This is a genomic window from Pseudomonas sp. ADPe (assembly GCF_014843515.1).
GTDB lineage: Bacteria > Pseudomonadota > Gammaproteobacteria > Pseudomonadales > Pseudomonadaceae > Pseudomonas > Pseudomonas citronellolis.
Genome location: NZ_CP062122.1, coordinates 566,226 through 585,836 on the forward strand (window position 1 = coordinate 566,226; position 19,611 = coordinate 585,836).

A 19,611-nucleotide genomic window follows, 5' to 3' on the forward strand; every position below is an offset into this window, starting at 1 on the left:
TCTCCGGGTTAGGGTGTTTCAGGGGGTGGCGGCGCCACCGTGATCAGGCTGATCTCTACGTCGTAAATCTCGTCCGGCGCCGGGTTGACCGTGCGGAAGACCTGGGAGGCCTTCAGCGGCGGCGTGCCGCCGGCGCGATTGAAGATCACCGAGAATGTCCTGCCGTCCGGCAGCACCAGGTCCATCACCTTCAGGCTCTGGTCGCGCAGCGCCTCCAGCTGCCGCACGACCGACAGCGGCGTCCAGACGCCGCCGTTGGCCTTCAGGGTGATCGGTCTGCCATGCAGCTTGGTGCCTTCCTGCACCAGCAGGGCGCCGGTGATCGAGCGCTCCTGCTCCTGCGCCACGGCGTCCCAGTCATATTCGTCCGTCCACTCGAACTGGTCGTCCAGTTCGATGCCGTCGAGCATCATCAGCTAGTCCTCATGGCAGCCTGGCCGAGTACATCGAGCAGCTTGCTGCCGTCATCGTCGACGCCAACGTCGACGCTCCGGCCCTGGACCTCAAGGCGGATCGTCTTCATCGGCTGGGAAGGTGTTGCAGCAGGCGGCGCCGAGGCCGGCGCGGGCGCCTGGGCCTGGGCGGCGCTCTGAGCATCGACACGGGACTGCTGCTCGGCACGTTGCCGCTGGGCATCGGTCTCGGCCTGGATCTGCTGCAGGGTGTTCAAGGCCTGCATGATGTTCTGCACGGCGTTGAGATCACCGCCGGCCTTGGCATCAGCGAGCTGCTGCTGGAGGTCCTGCCGCCTGCTGTCGAACTTGCTGCGGTCGATCTTCTCCTGCTCGCCGCGCAGGCCGGCCAGTTCTTCCTGCAGGCTGCGCAGGGTGTCCTGCGAGCCCTTGCCGAGCTGCTCCATGCGTTTCTTGGCCGAGTCGATGGCGCCCTCCAGCTGCCGCAGGTCCGAGTCGTTCAGCAGGTTCATGCCGTTGCGGGCCGCCTTGGCCTGCTCCAGGAACTTGCTGGCCTGGATCTCGCCCTTCTCGTAGCCATCGAGCAGGCTGAGCAGTTGCAGCTTCTGCTCGAGGAACGACACCGCCACCCGGTCGCTGTCGGCTTTCATCGACAGCGCCCACTTGCCCAGGCCGGAGATACCCGGCATCGATGCCGCGGCGTCGAGCTTGCCCAGTTCCTCGCGCATCGTCTGCAACGACTTGGTGGTGCTCTCCACCGAGCTGGTGTCGATTTTGATGTCGGCACTGGCGATGTTCCGCAACTGGTCGAACGCGGCCAGGGCTTCCTGGCTCAGCTCGGCCAGCGGCGAGCGGGCGCTGCTGATCACGCCGGCATAGAAGCTGGCGAAGTCATCCATGCTGGCCTTCGTCTCGGCGACGCTGTCCTTGGTCGCCTGGACGCCCTTGCGCTCCTCCTCCATGCGCTCGCCGCTGATGCGCCGCAGTTCCTCGGTGGTGACGATGCCATCCTGCATGGCCTCGTTCATCATCTGCTGGGACCTGGTCAGGCCCTCGACCTGCTGCGCCTGCGACTGGGTGCTGCTGGACAGCCCATCCGTGGATGCCTTCAGCTGCTGCTGTTTCTGGCTGGTCTTGTCGACCTCCCGGTTGTACTCGGCGGCGCTGATCGCCCCCGTCTGATAGAGCTTCTGCAGGGCCGACTTGATGTTGGAAATGTCGACGTCGGTACGGGCATCACTGATCGCCTGCTGCACGTCCTGCAGGCTGGCCAGAGAGGCGCCGAGCCCGCCCACCTTCGTCGCAGCACTGCCGGCCGCGGCCTCCAGTTTGCGGATGCTGGTGGCCGCGGCGTTGTGCGCCTGCTGATACTCATCCAGGCTGAGGCGCCCACCCTTGTAGGCGTCGAACATCGCCGCCTGCAGCTTCTTCAGGTCGGCCACGGTCTTGGCCGAGCTGACGGCGTCCTGGGCTGCCTGGAAGTTGGCCACCGATACCTTCGCTTCGTCGGCGGCCTTGCCGGTGTTGCGTAGCTGCTCGGCGATGGCGTTGTGTTGCTTCTGGTACTCATCCAGGGTGATCTGGTGCTTGAGGTACTGCTCGAGCAGGCCAGCCTGTTTTTGCTTCAGCTGCTCGACAGCCCGGGCCTGCTCATCGGTGGCCCCCGCCGCGCCCTTGCTCGCGGACGCCATTGAGGCCTGCCGAGTGCTCGCCGCGTTCAGCGCATCCGAATACTGCTCCAGGGTAAGACGCCCCGCCTGGTAGGCCTCGGTGATCGACACCTTGACCACGTCCAGCTGCTTGGCAGTGTCGGCGAAGTTCACCGCCGCCATGGCGTTCTCGAAGCCGGTGATGACGCTCAGGAAGTGATCGAGCACATCCGCGGCCATGCCCTGGCTGGCCTGCTTGGCGGCCTTCGCGCCGCGCTGGACGGCCTGGACCTGGGCGTCGACGTTCTTTTCGACACCGCCGGTCACCGACGACCAAGCCGACGCGATGTCCTTGCCATCCTGGACCACACCAGCCCGCAGGCTGTCCAGCATCTGGAAAGCCGAATCGCGCGCCGATTCCAGGCCCGCCACCAGCTTGGCGCCGCCGAACATGTCCGGCACCACCTTGGCCAGCAGGGCCAGCTTCGCGAAGGTCGCCCCCATCATCTCGACCAGCCCACCCATGGCGCCCCTCAGGACGCCAGTGACCAGGTTGGCCGCGATACGGAACGGCGCCACCAGCCCGGTTACCCAGGTCTCGGCGGTGTCGATCTTGGCCTTGAAGTCCCTCAGCCAGGCCGTGCTGTCGTCTACCAGCTTCTCGAAGCTGACATCGCCCAGCTTCAGGGCGAACTCCTCGACCTTCTTCGCTCCCTCGATGAATGCCGTGGACAGGCTCTGCGCCAAGGCATCCAGGCGCCCGTCCTGGTCCATCTGCTCGATGGTGTCGGCCAGCGCCTCCAGGCGCCCCTTCACGTAGTCCAGGGCGCCGGCCTTGGCAATGCGGTTGAGGAAGTTGGTGGTCGTGTCCTGCAGGTTGCTGATCAGGCCCGACAGGCGGCTCATGTTCGCCGCCGCGGCACCGGCCGAGCTGCGGCCCATCTCTTCGATCAACGCCTTGATGGCGTCACGGCCCAGGCGCCCGTTGCTGGCCAGCGTCATCAGTTCGCCAGCATTGCGGCCGGTCACCTTGGCCAGTAGGTCCCAGGCTGGCACCCCGCGCTCGACGAGCTGCAGGATCTCTTCGGTCTCCAGCTTTTGCTTGGCCCAGGCCTGGCCCACTGCGGAGGCGATACCCTCCAGGCGCTCCATGCCCCCGCCGAGCTTCTCGGACTGGTCCTCCAAGGACTTCAGGCTGCCGTCCATGGGATCGAGGCCGTAGGCCTTGAGCAGGGCGAACGCATCGGTGACATCGCCCAGTTGCAAGGGCGTGTCCTTGGCAAACTTGGTGATCCACTCCGTCGCCTGCTCGCCGGCCTGCACCGAGCCCATCAGCGACGTCAGGCGCGTCTCCAGGCCCTCGAAGGTGTCGCCGGTGCTGAGCATCTCGCGGATGCCGGCAGCGACAGTGCGCAGCCCGGAGGCCACAAGGCCCAAGACCTTCTCGACGCCCACGAACGCCGCGGCGTAGCCGAGGAGCTTCGTGGTACCCCAGGACATCGCCTGGCTGACGGCGCCGACGCGCGAGGCGTGTTCGGCAGCCTGCCGCGCCGCCCTGGCCTGGTCGCGCTCCAGGCTGCGCAACGCCTTGGAGTTTTCGCCGATCTGCTCCTTGGTCCGAGCAACCTCGGCAGCCAGGCGCTTCTCTTCGTCGGCCAGCTTGCTGGTGTCGACGCCCGCCTCCTTGGCCGCCTTCTCCTGATCGGCCAGCTTGGCGTTGAGGGTGTCGAGGGTGCGCCGGAGAGTCGCTGCGTCCTTCTCTGCGGCCTTCAGCGAGGTCTCCAATCCCTTGCTGTCGGGGCTCTTGTCGAGCGCCTTCCGAAGATCCTCAATGGTCCGCTCGGCGCGGGCCAACGAAGTCTCGGTGATGCCCACGGCGCGTTGGGTGTTGGCCAGCCCGTTAACTAGGCCGCGCGCGCCCTTGGCGTCGTCCAGGGCCTGGTTTAGCTGGTTGGCCTTGGTGCGCAGTGACTCCAGGGCCTCAGCAGACTGTTTGGCTGCCGGCGACATTTCATCGCGGCCGCGCAGAACGAACTGGATCAGGCGCTGAAACGGACCAGCCATGGGGAATCCTCAGACATGAAAAAGCCCGCCAGGTGGCGGGCTTCGGAATGGGGTGGCCATCCCTGGCCGGGCAGGTCAGGCCGCTTCAGCCAGGTCCATCTGGCAGAACTTGGAGATGTCGTTGGCGACGACGGTCGGGTCGGCCAGCAGGTCGCAGGGGCCGGTCAGCTTCATGTAGTCCTGACCGAGAGCGGGCAACTCCTGCAGCAGGCCGAACTTCACGCGGCGCAGGCGCAGTGCATACGGTTCGCCGGACTGCGCATCGTTGAGGCCAGCCAGGAACACTTCGTACTCCTTCGCCGATCCGTTCAGCATGTGTACCGCCTTGCTCGGCCGCGGGGTGTAGCTGACCTTGACGCCGGTCTCGTCGATGTTGCTGCCGGACAGTACCTGGATGCCGTGTGGCGTCAGCAGGTAGTCGATGCCCTCGTCCAGTTCCACATCGCCGGCGGTCTTGACCGTCACGGGCTTGGTCAGGTCCGGCAGGTAGTTGAACGGGATCAGCTCATAGAGCACGCCCTTGGAGGTGTGCGGCTCATCGGGTTGCGCCGCAGTCGGAGCAACCTTGACGGTACCGCGGGTGATCATCGCCACGTTGCTGGCGAGGACGTCGTACATGCCGATGGACGCGGTGACATCGCTGGGACGACTGGTCGAGTTGTTGTTGCCGCCACCACCTTGGTAGTTGGGCAGCTTCTTCTGGTCCATCGTGAAGCCCAGGGCGAACGTATCGCAGTTGCCCAGGGGCAACAGGGGATCCTGGGTACCGAAGAGACGGGCCATCGCCTGGCCTTCTCCGATGAACGAACGATCTACGCGTTGGAGCATGATGCTCTCCTGTATCTGGTGTGAGGGGCAGCCCCGGCTTACTTGCCGGCGGCATCCTGAGCGGGTGCCTCCGCGGCGGACTTCGCCGCCTTGGCCGGCGTGGGCTTGGGCTGTTCGGCGTATCCCTTGCTCCAGGCGTGCTGAGCCACCGCCTCGGTTACCTCGACGAGCTCGGTGCTCTTGGCGTAGGGCTTCGGCTGGCCCGCTTCGCGATAGATGAAGGCCTTGTCGATCTTGATCTTGGGCATGGTGCCCTCCTGAAATGAGAAGGCCGCCCGAAGGCGGCCTGGTGGATGGGTTACAGCTGCTGCACGTAGGTGAAGGTGATGGGGATCACCCGGAACGCCCATCGGCGCCCCCTGTCGGGGTATCGCGGCGCGGAGGCGGGGAACGCCACCTTGATCAGGCCGTCAACGGTGAACCCGGCCTTGATGCCCTTCAGCGCCCGCTTGATGTCCAGCCTGGCGGTGCGCAGCGGCTGGGCATGGTCACGAAGCCGGGTCATCGCCACGATGTTGATGGTCAGCTCCTCGCGCACCGTCGCCCCGGACCGGTCCAGCTCCGAGGTGTCGCCCTCCTGCAGGACGATCAGCTGGTCGGGCAGTTCCTCGTCCTCGGCGTCGATCAGGTCCAGCACGTTGTCCTCGCGGATCTCCGCGCCGAAGCCGGGAACGCCGGCGAGCAGCGTCTGCAGCTGGCCGATGATGTCGGCCTGCACGTTGGGTACGTCGCTCATCAGGGCACCACGTAGAAGGTGATGAGATGGCCGTCATCAGAATGGATATCGTCGATGTGCCATTCCTTGCCGTTGGCGTCGCGGAACCGCCCCTGACGATCCAGGGGCGCAAGCTGATGCTTCTGGACGGCAATTGTCCGGTATCGATCGATGGCTCCGATCTCGCCGAGTCGCTCCACGCCATCGCTGACGATGACGGCCAGGCCGGAAGCTATGACGGCGCCCTGACGGTCCAGAAAGTCCATGGGACCGTCGTTGAAAGCCCGGATGGATAGGCGATCCAGGCGCTCACGCATGCTCGCCCAGCCCATGGGTTAGGTCGCTGCCGCCGGCGCGGAGACGCCGTTCAGGCGCACGCGACCGACCGCCGACGGGTTGGCCGCGGCCTCGGTGGCCGCGCCCACCAGCACCAGGCCGGTGGCCGAGGCGTTGCTCAGGCTGCCGCTGGTGGTGTTCATGTACACCAGGTCGCCGACCGCCCAGGCCTGTGCACTGGTCTTGGTCAGCTCGAAGACGCCGGTCAGCTTCAGTTCCACCGGATCGCCAGCGGCTTCGGTGGTGGCAGCCACGCCGATGAAGGCGCCGACCTTGTAGAGCTTGCCGGAGACGGTGCCGCCGGCCGGCGCCGGGACGGTGATGATGTCGCCGTTCTGGATGAAGGTCTTCATGTGGTCTCTCTCTCGAAGGTGCAGAAACACGAAGGGCGCCTTCCGGCGCCCTGGTGAGGTGAGGCTCGATCAGTTGCCCGCGTTCATGTAGGTGCCGCGGTAGTCGATCCAGGCGGCGCCGAACACCAGGCGGGCCTTGATCTCCATGCCGTCCACTTCGAAGCCCTGGCGGGTTTCGGTGAACACGCCCTGCTCGCCTTCGAGGTAGGCGTACTCGAAGGTGTCCACGACGCCCGGGGCGGCGTAGAGGAACCACTGGTTACCCTCGATGCGCGCGTCGACGATCACGGTCAGCGTGGTGTTGCGGCTGTCGTTGATGTCGGCGTTCTTGGCCGGCACGTAGTTGGAGCTGGTGAACTGGAAGGCCTCCAGCTCCTTGTCCGGGCCCACCACCAGGAACTCCGGCCCCAGGTTGAGGAAATGGCCGGCCTTGGACTTCTGCTTGCGCATCGCGGCGCGGGCCGCGGCCAGGGAGGCGGTGCTGATCGCCCCGCCGCTGGCGGCGACGTTGCCGTGCGCGGTGGAGTAGATTTCCTCGCCGTCCACGAAGGTGGGGTTGCCCAGCAGCAGGTCCCACACCACGTTGGACTCGGTCTGGCCGGCGGCCGCGCCGAGGGCCTGCGGGATGCGGGTCAGCGCCGACAGGTCATCGTTGACGATGGCCTCCCAGGTGATGGCGATGATCTTGCCGAACTTAGCCACCTTGATCGGCGCGCCCTCCTCGTCGAGAGTGCCGTACTTGTACTCGCCGGACTCGTTGACCTTCTCCAGGGCCGCGATGTCGCCCAGGGCCACGCGAGTGGCCTCACGGAAGTCCGGCAGGCTGGTCTGACGGCCCAGCGGGCGCCAGGTCTGCGGCGCGAGCTCGTAGGCCGCGCGCAGGGTGCGGTTCACGGTGCTGCCCAGCAGCAGGGGGAAGTCGCTGATGGTGTGCATGCCGGCGGCGCGCACCGACTCGGCGCTGCAGCCCAGGGCGGCGGTGGCGATCTCGCGCGGCGTCAGGCCGCGGGAGTTACCACCGGCCAGGCTGATGCACTCGCGGGCCAGGTCCAGCAGGCGCATGCCGCGGAACTCGCGGGCGGTGTCTTCCAGCTTGGTGGTCGGGCTGCAGCGGTGCTGCAGGGCGTTCTCCATGGCGGAGCGCTTGGCGCGGACCACCGACAGGTCGATGGTGCCCGACGGGGTCGGCTGCGCACTGCGGCTTTCCGGTTGCTCCGTCTGCTGACGCTCGGCCAGCTTGTCGATCATGGCGGCGCTGGCCTGTTCGGCGGTGACACCGCGCTCCACCAGGTCATCAGCGAAGGCCTCGTCCAGGCCCACCTTACGAGCCATCAGGCGGATGGCCTGGCCGCGCTTGCGCTCGGCCTCGGCAGCCTCGCGACGGGCAGTTTCCTCGGCCGCGCGAATTTCTTCTTCGGTCATCTTGGGTTCCTCTTGGGTCTTGGCCGAGACGGCCGGTTGCTCGGTCGGCGCGGCGGCCTCCCGGGTTTCGAAAACGGTGCTGAAGCGCGGTCCCTGGTAGTCGGCTTCCGTCTTGGCGCTGCGCGTCTTGGCGCCATCGTCGAAGCCGATCGGCACCAGCGAGAGCTCCATGGGCTCCCAGTCCACCGCGCGATAGGTGGGCAGCTTGTCGTCCGGCTCCTCGGTCATCTCGTAGCGATGCACCGAGTAGCCGACGCTGATGTTGCGCAGGATGCCGTCACGCACATCGCGGAAGATCGGCTCCACGTCTTCGCGCTGGCTGAAGCGGATCAGGGCCCGGCCCTCCCCTCCTTCAAGCCAGGCACGCTCGACGACGCCGATGACGTCGCCCAGCTCCCAGGTGCTGTGGGTGTTGAGGAAGGGGGCGCCGTTGTTCAGCCGCTCCAGGCGTACCGCCGATTCGCTGACCTCCAGCTCCTCCATGTAACTGCCGATGTCCCAGGACCAGCGGCGCCCCTTGGCGCCCGTGGTCCAGGTGATCTCGACGGTGCGATCTTCGATGTTCACCGAGTCGGGGCGGATGGCCGCCCGCAACTGGAGCATCGGCGTGTCAAACGTCTGTGCTTTCGCCGTCATCTGTCGGACTCTCTTCAGGTGCCTGCCCGGAGACAGGATTGATTTCGGTTGACGGGATCTGCGTCCCAACCGGGCGAGCCTGAGTCAGGCCTGCGTTGGATACCTTCCTGGGATCACCATCCAGTACCAGACCAAGCGCATCGAACAACTCGTTGGCCTTCGCGATCTCGCTCGCATGCGCGGCGGTGTCGGTGATTCCCAGCTCCCGCAGGGCATCCGGCCATGTGACCAGCCCCAAGCGAAGCCGGTCCTTGACGTTCTCGGTCTCCGACTTCGGGTCAACCATGTCTCGGCGAGGAGGAACCCAGTCAGCACGCGCCTCGCCGGATACCCCGCCAGGCGCCAGCAACTGGGCTTCCATGAACCATTGCCAGGAGCGCTCACAGAGCTGCGGAATCAGGAGCCGCCACTGCCACACGTCCACCCGCCGGGCGAAGTGCAGCCAGCCCATACGCCCGCTGGAGAAGTTCACCCCCTTCAGGTCGTGGGAGAGCAACTCGTAGGGGATGCCCAGGCCCACCGAGATGGCATGCAGTGCCTGCCACGAATAGGTGGAGTAGCCATTGAATGCCGGCGGCGAGGCGAAGCTGACATCCTCCCCGGCGCCAAGCTCCTGGATGATTCCCGGCTCGATCCGCTCGATGAGTGGCGGTTTCTTCGATCCACCCCCGGCCGCTTCGTCCCTGGTGACGAAGGCGGCGTAGCAGGCAGCGATCTTCGCCTGCTCCATCACCGCATCTTCCATCTCGTCGAAGCTGCGCACGCGCTGCATCACCGGCGCCAACCAGGTGTAGCCGCGCGCCTGCCCCGGGCGCTTCGGCAGGAAGATGTGTGCCACGTCCTCCGCCGGGATGCGCCGCGACTGCATGCTGCGCCAGGTTCCGCTGGAGCCGGGGTGCTCGTCGAACAGCCAGTAAGCGACGCGCCGGCCGATGGAATCGAACTCGACACCCTGGATGATCAGGTTGCCGCCGTTCTGCCCGTTCTTCTCCTCGTCGAGGAAGTCCGGTTCCAGGACCTGCAGCTGGAGCGGAACGGCCAGGCCGTCCGAGCTCTTCCGGCGCCGGCGGCGCACCAGGCATTCCCCGGACTCGACCACCGTTTCCATGATCTTGTGCTGCAGCCCGGAGAAGTTCTCCAGGCCGTCGGCGTCGCACTGGATGGAATCAGCCCAGGCGCGCCAGAGCGTGGCCAGCTTCTTCCCGGCACGCTCACTGCCACCGATTGGCCGCGGCACGATGCCGGCACCCACCACGTTGTCGGCGATGCCGGTGATGGCCCGCTCGACATAGGGGTTGTTGCGGCGCAGGTCCCTGGCGCGGTTACGCAACACAGCCAGGGCTGGGGCGTTCTCGGTGTTGGCATCGGTGCCGGCCGAGCGCCAGCCATCGTTCCGGCGTCCACCGGCTGCCCCCTCGAAACGGCGCTCCATGAGCTGCAGCCGGAGCTCCGCCTGCTTTTGTCGTAGGCGAGCCTCGGCGCGCTTCGCGGCGCGGCCGGGAAGCCAGGTGTCAAGGAAGCCCATGTCAGAAGCCTTTCGAGAAGGAGGCGAAGCGGCGAGTGCCGTTGCTATTGGCGTTCAGGCCCAGGTCAGACTCCATGAGCCGCAGGATGCGGATCATCTCGTCGACCGATCGATAGGTGACGCTGCGGTCGGCGAAGCGCACCGACAAGGCGCCTTCGGCGATGGCCGCCTTCAGCGCCTCGTACTGTTCCAGGGTGTAAGCCATCAGTTCCGCTTCCAGTAGTTGGATTTCGCCCGCGGGCGCTCGTCTTCAATCACAGCCTCGTCGCCGCCTGGCGTCGGCTGCTGCGCCAGCAGATCCAGGTCAGCGCCGAAGCGCTGTTGGCTGATGCGCAGCGCGGCCAGGGCCCCAATCAGGCAGTCCAGCGCCTCGTTCCGGCGCCCTCTGGCATCCCAGCGATGCACCCATACGCCGTTGACCAGCTTGCGCAGCTTCTCCTCGGCGACGAGCTGCTTAGTCTCGTTCTCGTCGCAGATGTCGTCGTTCGCTGGCAGGTGGATGACGCCTGGCTGCGAGATGCCGGCCTGCGACTTCACCGTGTCGACGGGCATCCGGTAGCGGCCGTAGACCAGCTCCTTGGCGTTGTCGGTCCCGATCTCGGTCAGGTAGACCTTGCTGACCTTGCTGCGCGTGCGCGGCATGTTGGCGATCGGCTTGCCGTACTGGCTTGCCCCCTTGGTGGGGACCACCCAGAGCACGCCATGCTTGCGGCTCTCTGCGTACACCTCGTCGGTGTAGTGGCCACCGGAGTCCCAGCCCCAGCGGTCGACCTTCATCACCAGGCCATCCGCTCGGGTGAACTGCCGCTGCAGTTCCAGGCCAACCTTGCGCCGGAGTTCCTCGCTGGCCGGGTCGCCCATGAGGATGAATCGGTGCACCAGCCAGGCCTCCTCGCCCGGCCCCCATGCCCATACGCGGCCCTCGTAGCGGTCGTCCTGGGTGTCGATGAAGCCGGTCAGCAGCACCGCCAGGGCCGGCACCTGACCGGTCCATACCTCGCGGCGGCCGTACAGCACCTCCCAGTCGACCTTCTCGCCTTCGCTCTCGTCGAACGTCTCGCCCAGGGTGGTGTTGACGAACGTCTTTAGCTTGTTGCGGTCGTCCTTGGCCTTGAGAAAGTCCAGGACGATCCGCCCCCAGGTCGTGAACGGGCTGTAGGCCGTCCAGACGTGGAAGGTGACCGACTCCGGCGTTGGCATGGCAGCGCCGTCGGCGTCGTAGAAGTCCAGAGCATCGCGAGTCCAGATGCCGGTTCGCTCACACACCCAGCGCCCCTTCGGCTGCTGGGCCTGCATCTCGTGCTGCTGCACGTCGCAGCCACTGGCCGCGCACTTGTACCAGGCATCCTGCGGCCGCTCAGGCGCCCACTTGATGCCGAACTCGCAATCCTTTCCGCCCCACAGCAGCGGCTGCTCAACCTGGCAATGCGGGCAAGGCACGTGCAGACGGAACAGGTGCGGCGACTCGCCGGCTGCCGCCTCGATCTGGCAGGTTCCTTTGATCTTCGGCGTGCTGCCCCGGATCGATTTCGGGAACGTCGAGCCCTCGATGCGCTTGTCGCCGAGGAATGTCGGCGAGCCCTCTTTCTCCACGTCAGGCTCGAAGGCCGCCAGCTCGTCGTAGATGACCGTGTCGGCCGAGAGCTCCCGGTAGTTCTTCGCCGCCGCCCCGCCGCGGCACCACAGCTGCTTGCCGTGAGTGAAGCGCTTGGTGTCCAGCGTGTTGTCGCGGTGCTTGGAGCCGTACCACGGCGCGAGTTCGCGAACGACCGGAACGTCGCGGATCATGGTTTCGATCTGCGACTTCATGAAGCCAGCAGCACTACCATCGGTTGGCACCAGGAACAGGATGTTCCGCCGCTTGTGCTCGACCTGGTAGGCGGCGGCAGCCAGCAGCATCTTGGAATAGCCAACCCGGGCCGACTTGATCACGTTGACGGTACGGATCTCGTCGTTGCCCATGGCGTTCAGGATCGCCACCTGGAAGGGCAGCGTCTCCCAGGCGCCTTCCTGGTAGGACGACTCGCTGGACAGGTAGAAGTTATCGTCCGCCCATTCCACCGGCGTCTGCGGCGCCGGCCGCTCCAGCGGCTTCAAGCCGGCCCGGATGGCCGAGGCGAGCTCAGTCAGTTGTGGTTGCGAGATATTCATCCAGTAGTCCAGGCAGGCGCTCGTCGAGCTGCGCGGCCCGGTTGCGAGCCTTCGACAGCTCGCGTTGCACCGATTCGATGTGGCGAACCTCGAGATCCGGGTGACGCCGCTTCAAGGTCAGGGGCAGGGTGTCGAGGATCGAAGCGATCTCGGCCGCCAGCTTGGAGAAAGCAAACATGGCGAAGTCCGTCGGCACAGCGCGCCGGCGGCTGATGTCGTTCTTCAGCTCCTGGCCCTCGGCCTGGGCCGCAGTCAGCCGCAAGCGCTCCTGCGTCAGCTTGTGCTCGGCAAGCGGGTCAATACCCTCGGGGTATTCAGGGTCCGTTTCCGGTTTGACCTGGTTGCTACCCAACCCCCGCAGATAGCGGATGTACGCCAGGCGGCAGGCGTCAATGTCGAAGCCGCCCTTCCCCTTCGAACCAGGCAGGACGCCGTCTGCGAGCAGATTTCGAACCTGCCGGTCGCTCAGGTCGAGGTGCTTCGCTATCTCGATCTGCGTGGCCATGAATCACCAAACCGGAACCGGAAACGGTCCCTCCTGAAAAAGCTGGTATGTAGTCCGCGGTCGGGGTTCGAATTACCCTCGACGGCCCCACCCCCGGGGAGAACCTAGACAGGGGGTGCCCCAACCAGGGATTTTTTCGCCTTGAGGGTTCCAGCTGGTTTTAGGTTTTGTGCTGGACAATAAGAATCCCGCACCAAAACCGTGCAGCCCCTCAAGGCACGGCGCTGAAGGTCACAAGCCCCGGTTTAGGCCCGCGGCCCCGACTGAGGCCGGCGCCTCCATTCGGTCGGCGTCCGTCCCTGCGCAGCCTTGGCGATGGCCTCCTCTATGTTCGCCTCCAGCCTGGCGTCGTCCTCGGCGATGCGTCGCACCACCTCGAAGAACTTGAAGCGCTCGCGGTACTGGGGCGAGCGCACGAAGGCCAGCACCATCACCAGCGTCTTGTCGCGCCGCTCACCGATGCCGATTGGCACCCTGCCCCGCTTCATCACGAAGTAGGCCTGCTGGTGCCCCTTGGCCAGTGACCTGGCGCTGTCGGTGGCGTTGTGCTTGGAGCCCTCGCGGTACTCCAGGGCACCCAGGCCGGACAGGATCTGGATCATCTGGCCGCGGCTCATGTTGCCGTACTGGTCCAGGCGAGCACCTGCGGCGGGCACGATGAACATCCCCTTGGGCAAGATGCCCTTGGCTCGCAGGTTGCGCTCCGAAGCCTTGTCCACCCTGGGCCCACCGAACACCTGGGGCGCCACCCAGTCTTCCGGCGCCTGCCCCTTCGATGCATGGTCCTTCTCGTCCTTCACCCACAGCGCAGCCTCCAAGCGGTTCGGCGTAGCGCTCAGGATGCGGATAGCGTTGCGGGTGAAGGGCGTCGGCTGATCGAACACGTCGTCAATCTCCGACCGCAGAGCCTGGTTCGCCTGGTTGGCGGTGTGGTTCAGCGCATCGGCCAGCACACGGTTGGGCAGATCGCCGCCAAGGCTGGCCAGGGAGGCGACTGCGTCGTCCAGGTCCTGGGCACTGATGCTTCCGCGCACGGTCAGCCCTCGCGCTTCGGCAGCTTCCAGTCGGCGACACGATCGGCAAGCTCGGCGATCTTCTTCACGCCGAGGAAGCCAGTGAAGACGCCGGCGGCGGTGGCCATGTTCTGGGGCAGACCGAGCCACTCCAGGACGGGGATCAGGCCCAGGGTGATCAGGGTGCACAACGTGGCCTCAAGCAGCGCCTGACGCCGGGTGCCACCGCCGTAGATGACACGGGTTATCGCGACCAGGAAGGACAGGCCACCTGCGTACAGCACGGGCGCGTGCTGGCTCAGCCAAGCAAGCACGATCGCCCACGTCTCCGGTTTGTCGGGCATGTTGGCCATCTCGATATCCCCTCTGAGGGGCGGTGAATAGAAAGGCCCGAGCGTGATCAGGCAAGGCGCAGGAGCGTGCACCATGAACATGAAGTCGCGGACAACAAAAAAACCCGGCGCGATGGCCGGGTTTCAATTTCTACGCGGTAAAACCGCACTTTGCGGTAAAAAGTACAGGTTCGGCCCGGGGAAATCAAGCAGCCGAATGCATGCCTAGTTCCAGGCCTTCACGCACCCCAGCGAGTCAACGTAGAGGTATTGGCTCTTGCCTGGCCCAAGGTCGTACACCCATTGATCCAGGCCGCTCGAACTGCGATTGATCTTGGTTGGCGCCCCCCATGATTCCTTTGCATCCTCCGCCGACATGCCTACCTGAATCTTCTGGTGCCCAATCAGATATCTGGCATCTACCTGAGTCATGTCACTGCAATGCGTATAAGCGCTGCGGGCCGACACCGAACCCTGGACGGGCGAGATGTCCGAAGGGTTAGCGATCCGCATCCCCTCGCTTGCGCTCTTCACCTGAATCTGCTGGCCGGCGCCGCCACCTGGGCAGGCTTGCTGCGTAAATGTGACGCGCCCTTGCGCATCGACGCATTTGTTCATGGATACAGCCGAAGCGGAAGTAGTGGCTAGTAACGCGAGCATGACGATGGCATTTCGCATGGATTCCCTCCCTAGACCAAGGGAGGGAATTTACCGCGCAAGGAAGCCTTTTGCCACTACCCCGCCATGCGCCAATCCAGCTCACTGGCGCAGTACTTCTTCACGTGCGCCGCCGAACCGAGCGCATCGTAGAGAAAGCTCGCAATCTCCAGGCCGGTCTTGCAGCCCAGGCTGCTGAGGTGATGGCTCAGCTGGGAGCGCTCCATGATCCGCCAGCACTGCTCGACGCAGTTAATCAGAGCCCCGACGTTCGACCACTCGCACGGGCCGACCGTCGAGACCACCTCGACCTTCGGCAACCACTCGCCCTCCAAGGCGTAGGCCGCGATGAAGTTCCGGGCAGCGTCGAGTTGCTCGGCCGGGATGTCGGCAGCCGAGCGGACGCCGAAGGCGGCATGCGTCTGCGACCAGATTTTCGCGGTTGCGCGGCGCTGGACCGGAGCCGGCAGCGATGACACCTTGCCCTTGATCAGCGCACCGAGCATGTGGAAGCCGTCGGTGCCGATGGTTTGGTCGCGAATGGTCGCAGCCTCCTGCGGGGCAACTTGCTGTAGGCGCTTCTCGCACTCGATGAAGTAGCGACGAGCCTGGCGGCCTTTCTCGTTGCGCTCCACCATGGACAGCTCTTTGGCCATGTCCAGGGTAATGTGGTACTCGCGACTTCTGCGGCCTCCAGAACTTTCGCCCAAAAATGACCGAAAGTCCTCGCCCTCCTGAAAACCGTATTCCTCGATGCGCCGCGCGACCCACTTACGGAAATCGGTGTCGATACTGAGGAAGCGATGCAGCGAACGCGCATCAACCAGTTGGGTGGATTCGTTGTGGATTGGGCCGGTGAAGACCGGGATCAGCTCTTGATCTGCGTGCATGATGGGACTCCTTACCTGTTGGAGTTCGCTCCACCATCGCCAAAAGGTGGAGGCGAACTGTACGCGGGTTGGCGAACCGGGGGTAAGGAACCCGGCAGACCTCTCGGTCTCCCACGCACAGCCCGCCATAACGCGGGCACAAAAAAACGCCTTACGGCGCTGTGCGCCTCACCAATCGGGTCGCCAAACCCGGCCGCTGAATTTGCAGCGGCAGGGACACGGTACCCAGCCAAAGACGGCATGTCAATGATGCCGCGGCTTTGACTACGCTCAGGCCGCCGCGCGCTGCCGCTTCATCTCCAGCGCCCCGTCAATCCAAGCTACACCTGCCCTTGTCATCTGCCGCGCCGACTCCTCCCCCATCCCCAGCATGCTGCCCACCTGCTTGTAGGTCTTGCCGGTGGTGTAGTACAGCACCACCACCTCCCCCATCAGCGGATGTCTCAGGCCGAGCTTGGCGACAAGGGCGTCGAGCTCCAACCCCTCATCGTCGGTCAGTCGCGCCGTTGGCAGCGACCAACTCGGTGCAGCACACGAAAGATTCCCCGTGCCCTGGCGAACCCAGATTCCCCACTGCTCCAGCAAGCTCTCGGTTGTCCTCTCGATAGCCATATTCCCCACCCCCTCAATCCCCAGTGAAATGCGAACCGCCGGGCCCGCGACGGTTGTTATCCTCTGTCCAGGCCGAGACCTTCGCCTGGTTCACCAGCCGCTGCTCGGCCTCGGTGACACGCCGCCCCAGCGCCCGGATAAGTGCAGCCGGCTCCACCGGCATTCCGTCCATCCCCAACCACCCGGTGCCGTCGCATGCCGAGCAGTCGAGCTCGAAAAACACCCCCTTGGTGAAGCCCTGGCCGCGGCACGCCCGGCAGCGCTGAATGGCCGGCACGGCCTTCTGCAGGTCAGGCCCGTGCTTGCGCATGCGCCCTCCTCTTCAGTTCGTCGGCCAGGCGCTTCCGCTCAGTGCGCAGGGCATCGATCTCTCGCCGGCAGCGCTCAACGGCAGAGCGGCGCGTCTTGGCGATCTTCCGAGGCCGGCCGACGCGGTTGCCCACCACCCGCCCCTCGCGATAGCCCAGGGCCACACGCTCCTGCTGGTAGCCGAGTCCCATCTGCTGATCCAGCGCCTTGATGCGACGCTCGATGTCCGCCCTTGGCGCCGCGGCCAGCACCTCGTCAGCGCGGCGCTGCAGCGCGCCGAGCACGGTGATGCCCGGCACGCCCCGGCCAGCGAAGCATGCACGCGCCTCCTTCCGATGCTCAGGCGTCACCGACCACGAACTGCCGATGATCCGGCAGGCGTCCTCCCAGATATCCATCACCGCACCGCCTCCGTCCTTGGCTGGGCCAGGTACTGCTCGATGACTCGCAGCGCGTCGTCGACGCCGCGGCAGACGGTGGCGTAGTAGCCCTCCCGCTCCATGCGCACCAAGAAGGCGCTCTGCTCGGGCGACACCCGGGCGTCGTTCGGCGGGGCCGCCTTGAACTCGACGAACAGGCCGAACCACCCGCCGCGCGCCATGGGCAGCACGATGTCGCTCACGCCGGCCTTCACGCCCTGGCGCTTCATCTCGGCGGCGACCTTGATGTGCCGGTGGCCGCCGTTGGGGACGTGGAAGGCCAGGCGCGCAGCCTCGGGGTGCTTCACCGCCAGGATGGCGAACAGAGTGGCCTGCTCCATGCCCTCCCAATCGACCTTCGGCCGGCGCAGCGGGCGCGGAGTACGCGCAATGGGGCGAGGCGACTTCATGCCTGCACCTCGCTGGCCTTCATGTCGGCCCGGATGATCGACACCACCTCCTCGCGACTGCCCAGGTAGGCGAACGGGGCGGCATCGCCCGGGCGGGTGACGGTGAAGCGCTTCTCCGGCAGCCGGCACTCGGAAACGGTGTAGCCGCTGTCGGTGATCCAGCAGTTCGGGATCTGCTGGCCATCGCGGTTGCGCTTGGCGCGCCACTTCAAGGGGTTCAGGTCAGACATTACGGGCTCCTTTCAGGCGTGCGCGGATGGCCTGCAGGGCGGAGTTGCCCACTTCGGGATCGGCCGCCTTCGACGGTTGAGGGAGGGCCGCCACGGGAACCGGCGGCAGGCTGTTGCCCTTCGCGATTTCGCGGCGGATCTGGGAGTACTTGCTCTCCAGCAGCTTCATGCCGTCGTCGCGGCTGAGCTGCTGCAGGTTGCTGAAGCCGGCGCGGGCGGCAGCGTGGTACACCGCGGCGTGACTCCAGGTGGCGGTTGCGGCGGCAGCGGGGTGTGTCTTCGCCAGCGCTTCGCGGTAGGCCTCCTCCAGGCTCGGCAGGCCCAGCTGATCGGCACCGAAGCACCAGTCCACGAACAGCGCCGGGGCCGGCACGAACTCGCGCTTGCTCTGGCGCAGGGCGCGCACACCGTTGTCGACCAGCTCCTGGCTGTTCACGCCGGCCCGGGCGAACTCGGCCAGCCACTCCTCCTTGGCCTTGCCCATCACCGCCGGGGTGGACCAGGCGGAGCGCCAGCCGGAGCAGATGCCGCGGATGCGGTCGAACAGGTCGTCCATCACCTGGCGGGCGAAGTCATCGACGGGCACCACGTTCGGGGTGGCCTGGACCGGGGTGGCGCGGAGGTTCGCCGCGATCAGGTCAGCGCGCTTGGCCTGGCTCATACCCGCACCCCGTTCGCGCCCCAGGCAGCGCCATCGCTCTCGCCTGCGTCCTCGACGCGCTCCCGCTTGATCCACTTCGCCAGCTCGTTCGCCCACTTGGCCTGGGTGAACACGGCATCTGGCAGAGCCAGCCAATGGGCCTTGAACTTGTTCACGACGGGCAGCGTGATCGCCGACACCGGGATGCCCATCAGGCGAGTCTGCGCTGCCAGGTCGTCAGGATCCGGTTCCCAGTCCTCGGTCATGGCGAAGCGCTGGCGAACATCGACCGGATCGCTCGCGTGTTGCAGCTGCTCTTCGGTTCCCTGATGGTTCAATGACGGATTGGGTGCAGCCGCTGCACCCCGTTCCGTCGTAATTTGCACCCCGTTCTGCTGTAGATTGCACCCCGTGGCATCTTCACGGGGTGCAGTGGTTTCACCCCGTTCATTTTGACGGGGTGCAGCAGGTTCACCCCGTTCCATGACGATGTCGTAGCAGGTCGGAACACGGTCCCGGCGGGTGATGTACGCCGCGGCGATCGCCCGGTTGCCCTCGACAATCACACCCAGGTCTTCCAGCAGGCGCAGCTTGGCCTGCACGGTGCGCTCGGACAGGCCGGTGTCATCCGCAAGGCTGGCCACCGAGGGGAAGGCGCCCCGGCCGTGCTTGTCGGCGTAGTTGGCCAGGCACAGCAGCACATGGCGGGCAGAGGAGTCGGTGACTACGCGCTGCTCCAGAGCCCAGGTCATAGCTTGAACACTCACGCCTGGCCCTCCATCTGGTGCTCAGCCCACAGGCCAGCCACCCACTGCACGCCCTTCGGGGTGAAGCGAGCCTGGGTGTAGGCATGGCTGTTGCGTTCGCTGGTGCCCGTCCGTGTCTCGAACCGGCCGGCGGCGATGTGGTTGCTGTGCGCAGTGAGGGTGCCGTTCAGGTAGTACATCACCTTCCGCTTGATCAGCATGTCGCGCAGCTGGTGCTCGTTCGCCTTCAGCAGCTTGGCCACCTGGCGGAAGCCCATGGAGCCCTGGGCGTCGACGTAGCGGTCGACGAAATCCACCTTCGGGGCGGCGATCAGCAGGGCCTGCTCGGCTGCCTGGCGCTGCTCGAACTGCTCGGCCCAGGCGCGCGCCGCATCGGCAGGGTTCGCGAAATTCGGGAGGGCCGGCGACAGCGCCTGCTGAGCCTCCAACTCTTGCCAGCGATCCACCAAGCGCGCGGTGAACTCCGGGCACAGCTGGGCGACGACGATGAAGCTGTCGCGCTTGTTGACCAGGTACACCTCGACAGGGCGCGCGCCGGCGCCGTCATGGGAGGTTTCCTCCGACGGAGTAAACCTGATGATGCCCTTCTCGCTCAGGCGCTCGATGGTGCGCTTCACGTTGTCGTGCCGAGACTCGACCAGGTCGGAGATCTCGCGGGACGACATTGTCCGCGCCACGTTTTGCGATGCGGAAAAACGTGGCGCGTGATTGCTTGCTTCGCTCTGGATATGCATA

24 protein-coding genes are annotated in these 19,611 nt (G+C 65.8%); all 24 read right to left on the bottom strand.

Annotated elements, in window-relative coordinates:
• Positions 1–8: 8 nt before the first annotated feature.
• Positions 9–413: a hypothetical protein gene (locus IG194_RS02400; RefSeq protein ID WP_058490307.1), complete on the bottom strand. Its 405-nt coding sequence runs from the start codon at positions 411–413 to the stop codon at positions 9–11.
• A complete protein-coding gene (locus IG194_RS02405) occupies positions 413–4,126 on the bottom strand; it encodes a tape measure protein (RefSeq protein WP_058490308.1) in 3,714 nt (1,237 codons plus the stop codon). Before IG194_RS02405 ends, IG194_RS02400 begins: the two co-directional genes overlap by 1 nt.
• A 75-nt stretch (positions 4,127–4,201) precedes the next feature.
• Complete coding sequence (locus tag IG194_RS02410) at positions 4,202–4,954, bottom strand: hypothetical protein (protein ID WP_058490309.1); 753 nt, start codon at positions 4,952–4,954, stop codon at positions 4,202–4,204.
• 38 nt (positions 4,955–4,992) lie between these two features.
• Positions 4,993–5,202 (bottom strand): hypothetical protein, encoded by a 210-nt coding sequence (locus IG194_RS02415; protein WP_058490310.1) that lies wholly within the window; start codon positions 5,200–5,202, stop codon positions 4,993–4,995.
• 50 nt (positions 5,203–5,252) lie between these two features.
• A complete protein-coding gene (locus IG194_RS02420) occupies positions 5,253–5,690 on the bottom strand; it encodes a hypothetical protein (RefSeq protein WP_058490311.1) in 438 nt (145 codons plus the stop codon).
• Positions 5,690–5,935 (bottom strand): hypothetical protein, encoded by a 246-nt coding sequence (locus tag IG194_RS02425; RefSeq protein ID WP_225617158.1) that lies wholly within the window; start codon positions 5,933–5,935, stop codon positions 5,690–5,692. Before IG194_RS02425 ends, IG194_RS02420 begins: the two co-directional genes overlap by 1 nt.
• Positions 5,936–6,004: 69 nt before the next feature.
• Positions 6,005–6,358, bottom strand: coding sequence for a DUF2190 family protein (locus IG194_RS02430; protein ID WP_058490312.1), 354 nt, complete (start codon positions 6,356–6,358; stop codon positions 6,005–6,007).
• A gap of 69 nt (positions 6,359–6,427) precedes the next feature.
• Positions 6,428–8,416 carry a prohead protease/major capsid protein fusion protein gene (locus IG194_RS02435; protein ID WP_225617159.1) on the bottom strand — a complete coding sequence of 663 codons (1,989 nt, stop codon included), beginning with the start codon at positions 8,414–8,416 and terminating at the stop codon, positions 6,428–6,430.
• Positions 8,391–9,941 (bottom strand): phage portal protein, encoded by a 1,551-nt coding sequence (locus tag IG194_RS02440; RefSeq protein WP_058490314.1) that lies wholly within the window; start codon positions 9,939–9,941, stop codon positions 8,391–8,393. The genes IG194_RS02435 and IG194_RS02440 overlap by 26 nt, the downstream gene beginning before the upstream one ends.
• A gap of 1 nt (position 9,942) precedes the next feature.
• Positions 9,943–10,146: a phage head-tail joining protein gene (locus IG194_RS02445; protein WP_058490315.1), complete on the bottom strand. Its 204-nt coding sequence runs from the start codon at positions 10,144–10,146 to the stop codon at positions 9,943–9,945.
• Positions 10,146–12,092 (bottom strand): phage terminase large subunit family protein, encoded by a 1,947-nt coding sequence (locus IG194_RS02450; protein WP_058490316.1) that lies wholly within the window; start codon positions 12,090–12,092, stop codon positions 10,146–10,148. The genes IG194_RS02445 and IG194_RS02450 overlap by 1 nt, the downstream gene beginning before the upstream one ends.
• Complete coding sequence (locus tag IG194_RS02455) at positions 12,064–12,597, bottom strand: terminase small subunit (protein WP_058490317.1); 534 nt, start codon at positions 12,595–12,597, stop codon at positions 12,064–12,066. The genes IG194_RS02450 and IG194_RS02455 overlap by 29 nt, the downstream gene beginning before the upstream one ends.
• Positions 12,598–12,842: 245 nt before the next feature.
• Positions 12,843–13,631, bottom strand: a complete 789-nt coding sequence (locus tag IG194_RS02460; RefSeq protein ID WP_058490318.1) for a hypothetical protein — start codon at positions 13,629–13,631, stop codon at positions 12,843–12,845.
• A 2-nt stretch (positions 13,632–13,633) separates the two neighbouring features.
• A complete protein-coding gene (locus tag IG194_RS02465) occupies positions 13,634–13,963 on the bottom strand; it encodes a phage holin, lambda family (protein ID WP_058490319.1) in 330 nt (109 codons plus the stop codon).
• A gap of 204 nt (positions 13,964–14,167) precedes the next feature.
• Positions 14,168–14,620: a DUF4124 domain-containing protein gene (locus IG194_RS02470; RefSeq protein ID WP_058490320.1), complete on the bottom strand. Its 453-nt coding sequence runs from the start codon at positions 14,618–14,620 to the stop codon at positions 14,168–14,170.
• A 56-nt stretch (positions 14,621–14,676) separates the two neighbouring features.
• On the bottom strand, positions 14,677–15,489 hold the full coding sequence (locus tag IG194_RS32660) for an antA/AntB antirepressor family protein (protein ID WP_058490321.1): 813 nt from the start codon (positions 15,487–15,489) through the stop codon (positions 14,677–14,679).
• A gap of 270 nt (positions 15,490–15,759) precedes the next feature.
• Positions 15,760–16,101, bottom strand: a complete 342-nt coding sequence (locus tag IG194_RS02485) for an antiterminator Q family protein (protein ID WP_058490322.1) — start codon at positions 16,099–16,101, stop codon at positions 15,760–15,762.
• Positions 16,102–16,114: 13 nt separating this feature from the next.
• Positions 16,115–16,411, bottom strand: a complete 297-nt coding sequence (locus IG194_RS02490; RefSeq protein ID WP_058490323.1) for a hypothetical protein — start codon at positions 16,409–16,411, stop codon at positions 16,115–16,117.
• Positions 16,392–16,808, bottom strand: coding sequence for a hypothetical protein (locus IG194_RS02495; protein WP_058490324.1), 417 nt, complete (start codon positions 16,806–16,808; stop codon positions 16,392–16,394). The genes IG194_RS02490 and IG194_RS02495 overlap by 20 nt, the downstream gene beginning before the upstream one ends.
• Complete coding sequence (locus tag IG194_RS02500) at positions 16,808–17,239, bottom strand: VRR-NUC domain-containing protein (protein WP_058490325.1); 432 nt, start codon at positions 17,237–17,239, stop codon at positions 16,808–16,810. Before IG194_RS02500 ends, IG194_RS02495 begins: the two co-directional genes overlap by 1 nt.
• Positions 17,236–17,469 carry a hypothetical protein gene (locus IG194_RS02505; RefSeq protein ID WP_225617160.1) on the bottom strand — a complete coding sequence of 78 codons (234 nt, stop codon included), beginning with the start codon at positions 17,467–17,469 and terminating at the stop codon, positions 17,236–17,238. The genes IG194_RS02500 and IG194_RS02505 overlap by 4 nt, the downstream gene beginning before the upstream one ends.
• Entirely contained in the window at positions 17,462–18,130 is a 669-nt protein-coding gene (locus IG194_RS02510) for a replication protein P (protein ID WP_058490326.1), read from the bottom strand. The genes IG194_RS02505 and IG194_RS02510 overlap by 8 nt, the downstream gene beginning before the upstream one ends.
• The gene (locus IG194_RS02515) at positions 18,127–18,876 is read right to left on the bottom strand and encodes a helix-turn-helix domain-containing protein (protein WP_225617161.1); all 750 of its coding nucleotides are present in this window, start codon (positions 18,874–18,876) and stop codon (positions 18,127–18,129) included. Before IG194_RS02515 ends, IG194_RS02510 begins: the two co-directional genes overlap by 4 nt.
• Positions 18,873–19,541: a phage antirepressor KilAC domain-containing protein gene (locus tag IG194_RS02520; RefSeq protein ID WP_058490328.1), complete on the bottom strand. Its 669-nt coding sequence runs from the start codon at positions 19,539–19,541 to the stop codon at positions 18,873–18,875. The genes IG194_RS02515 and IG194_RS02520 overlap by 4 nt, the downstream gene beginning before the upstream one ends.
• Positions 19,542–19,611: the final 70 nt, after the last annotated feature.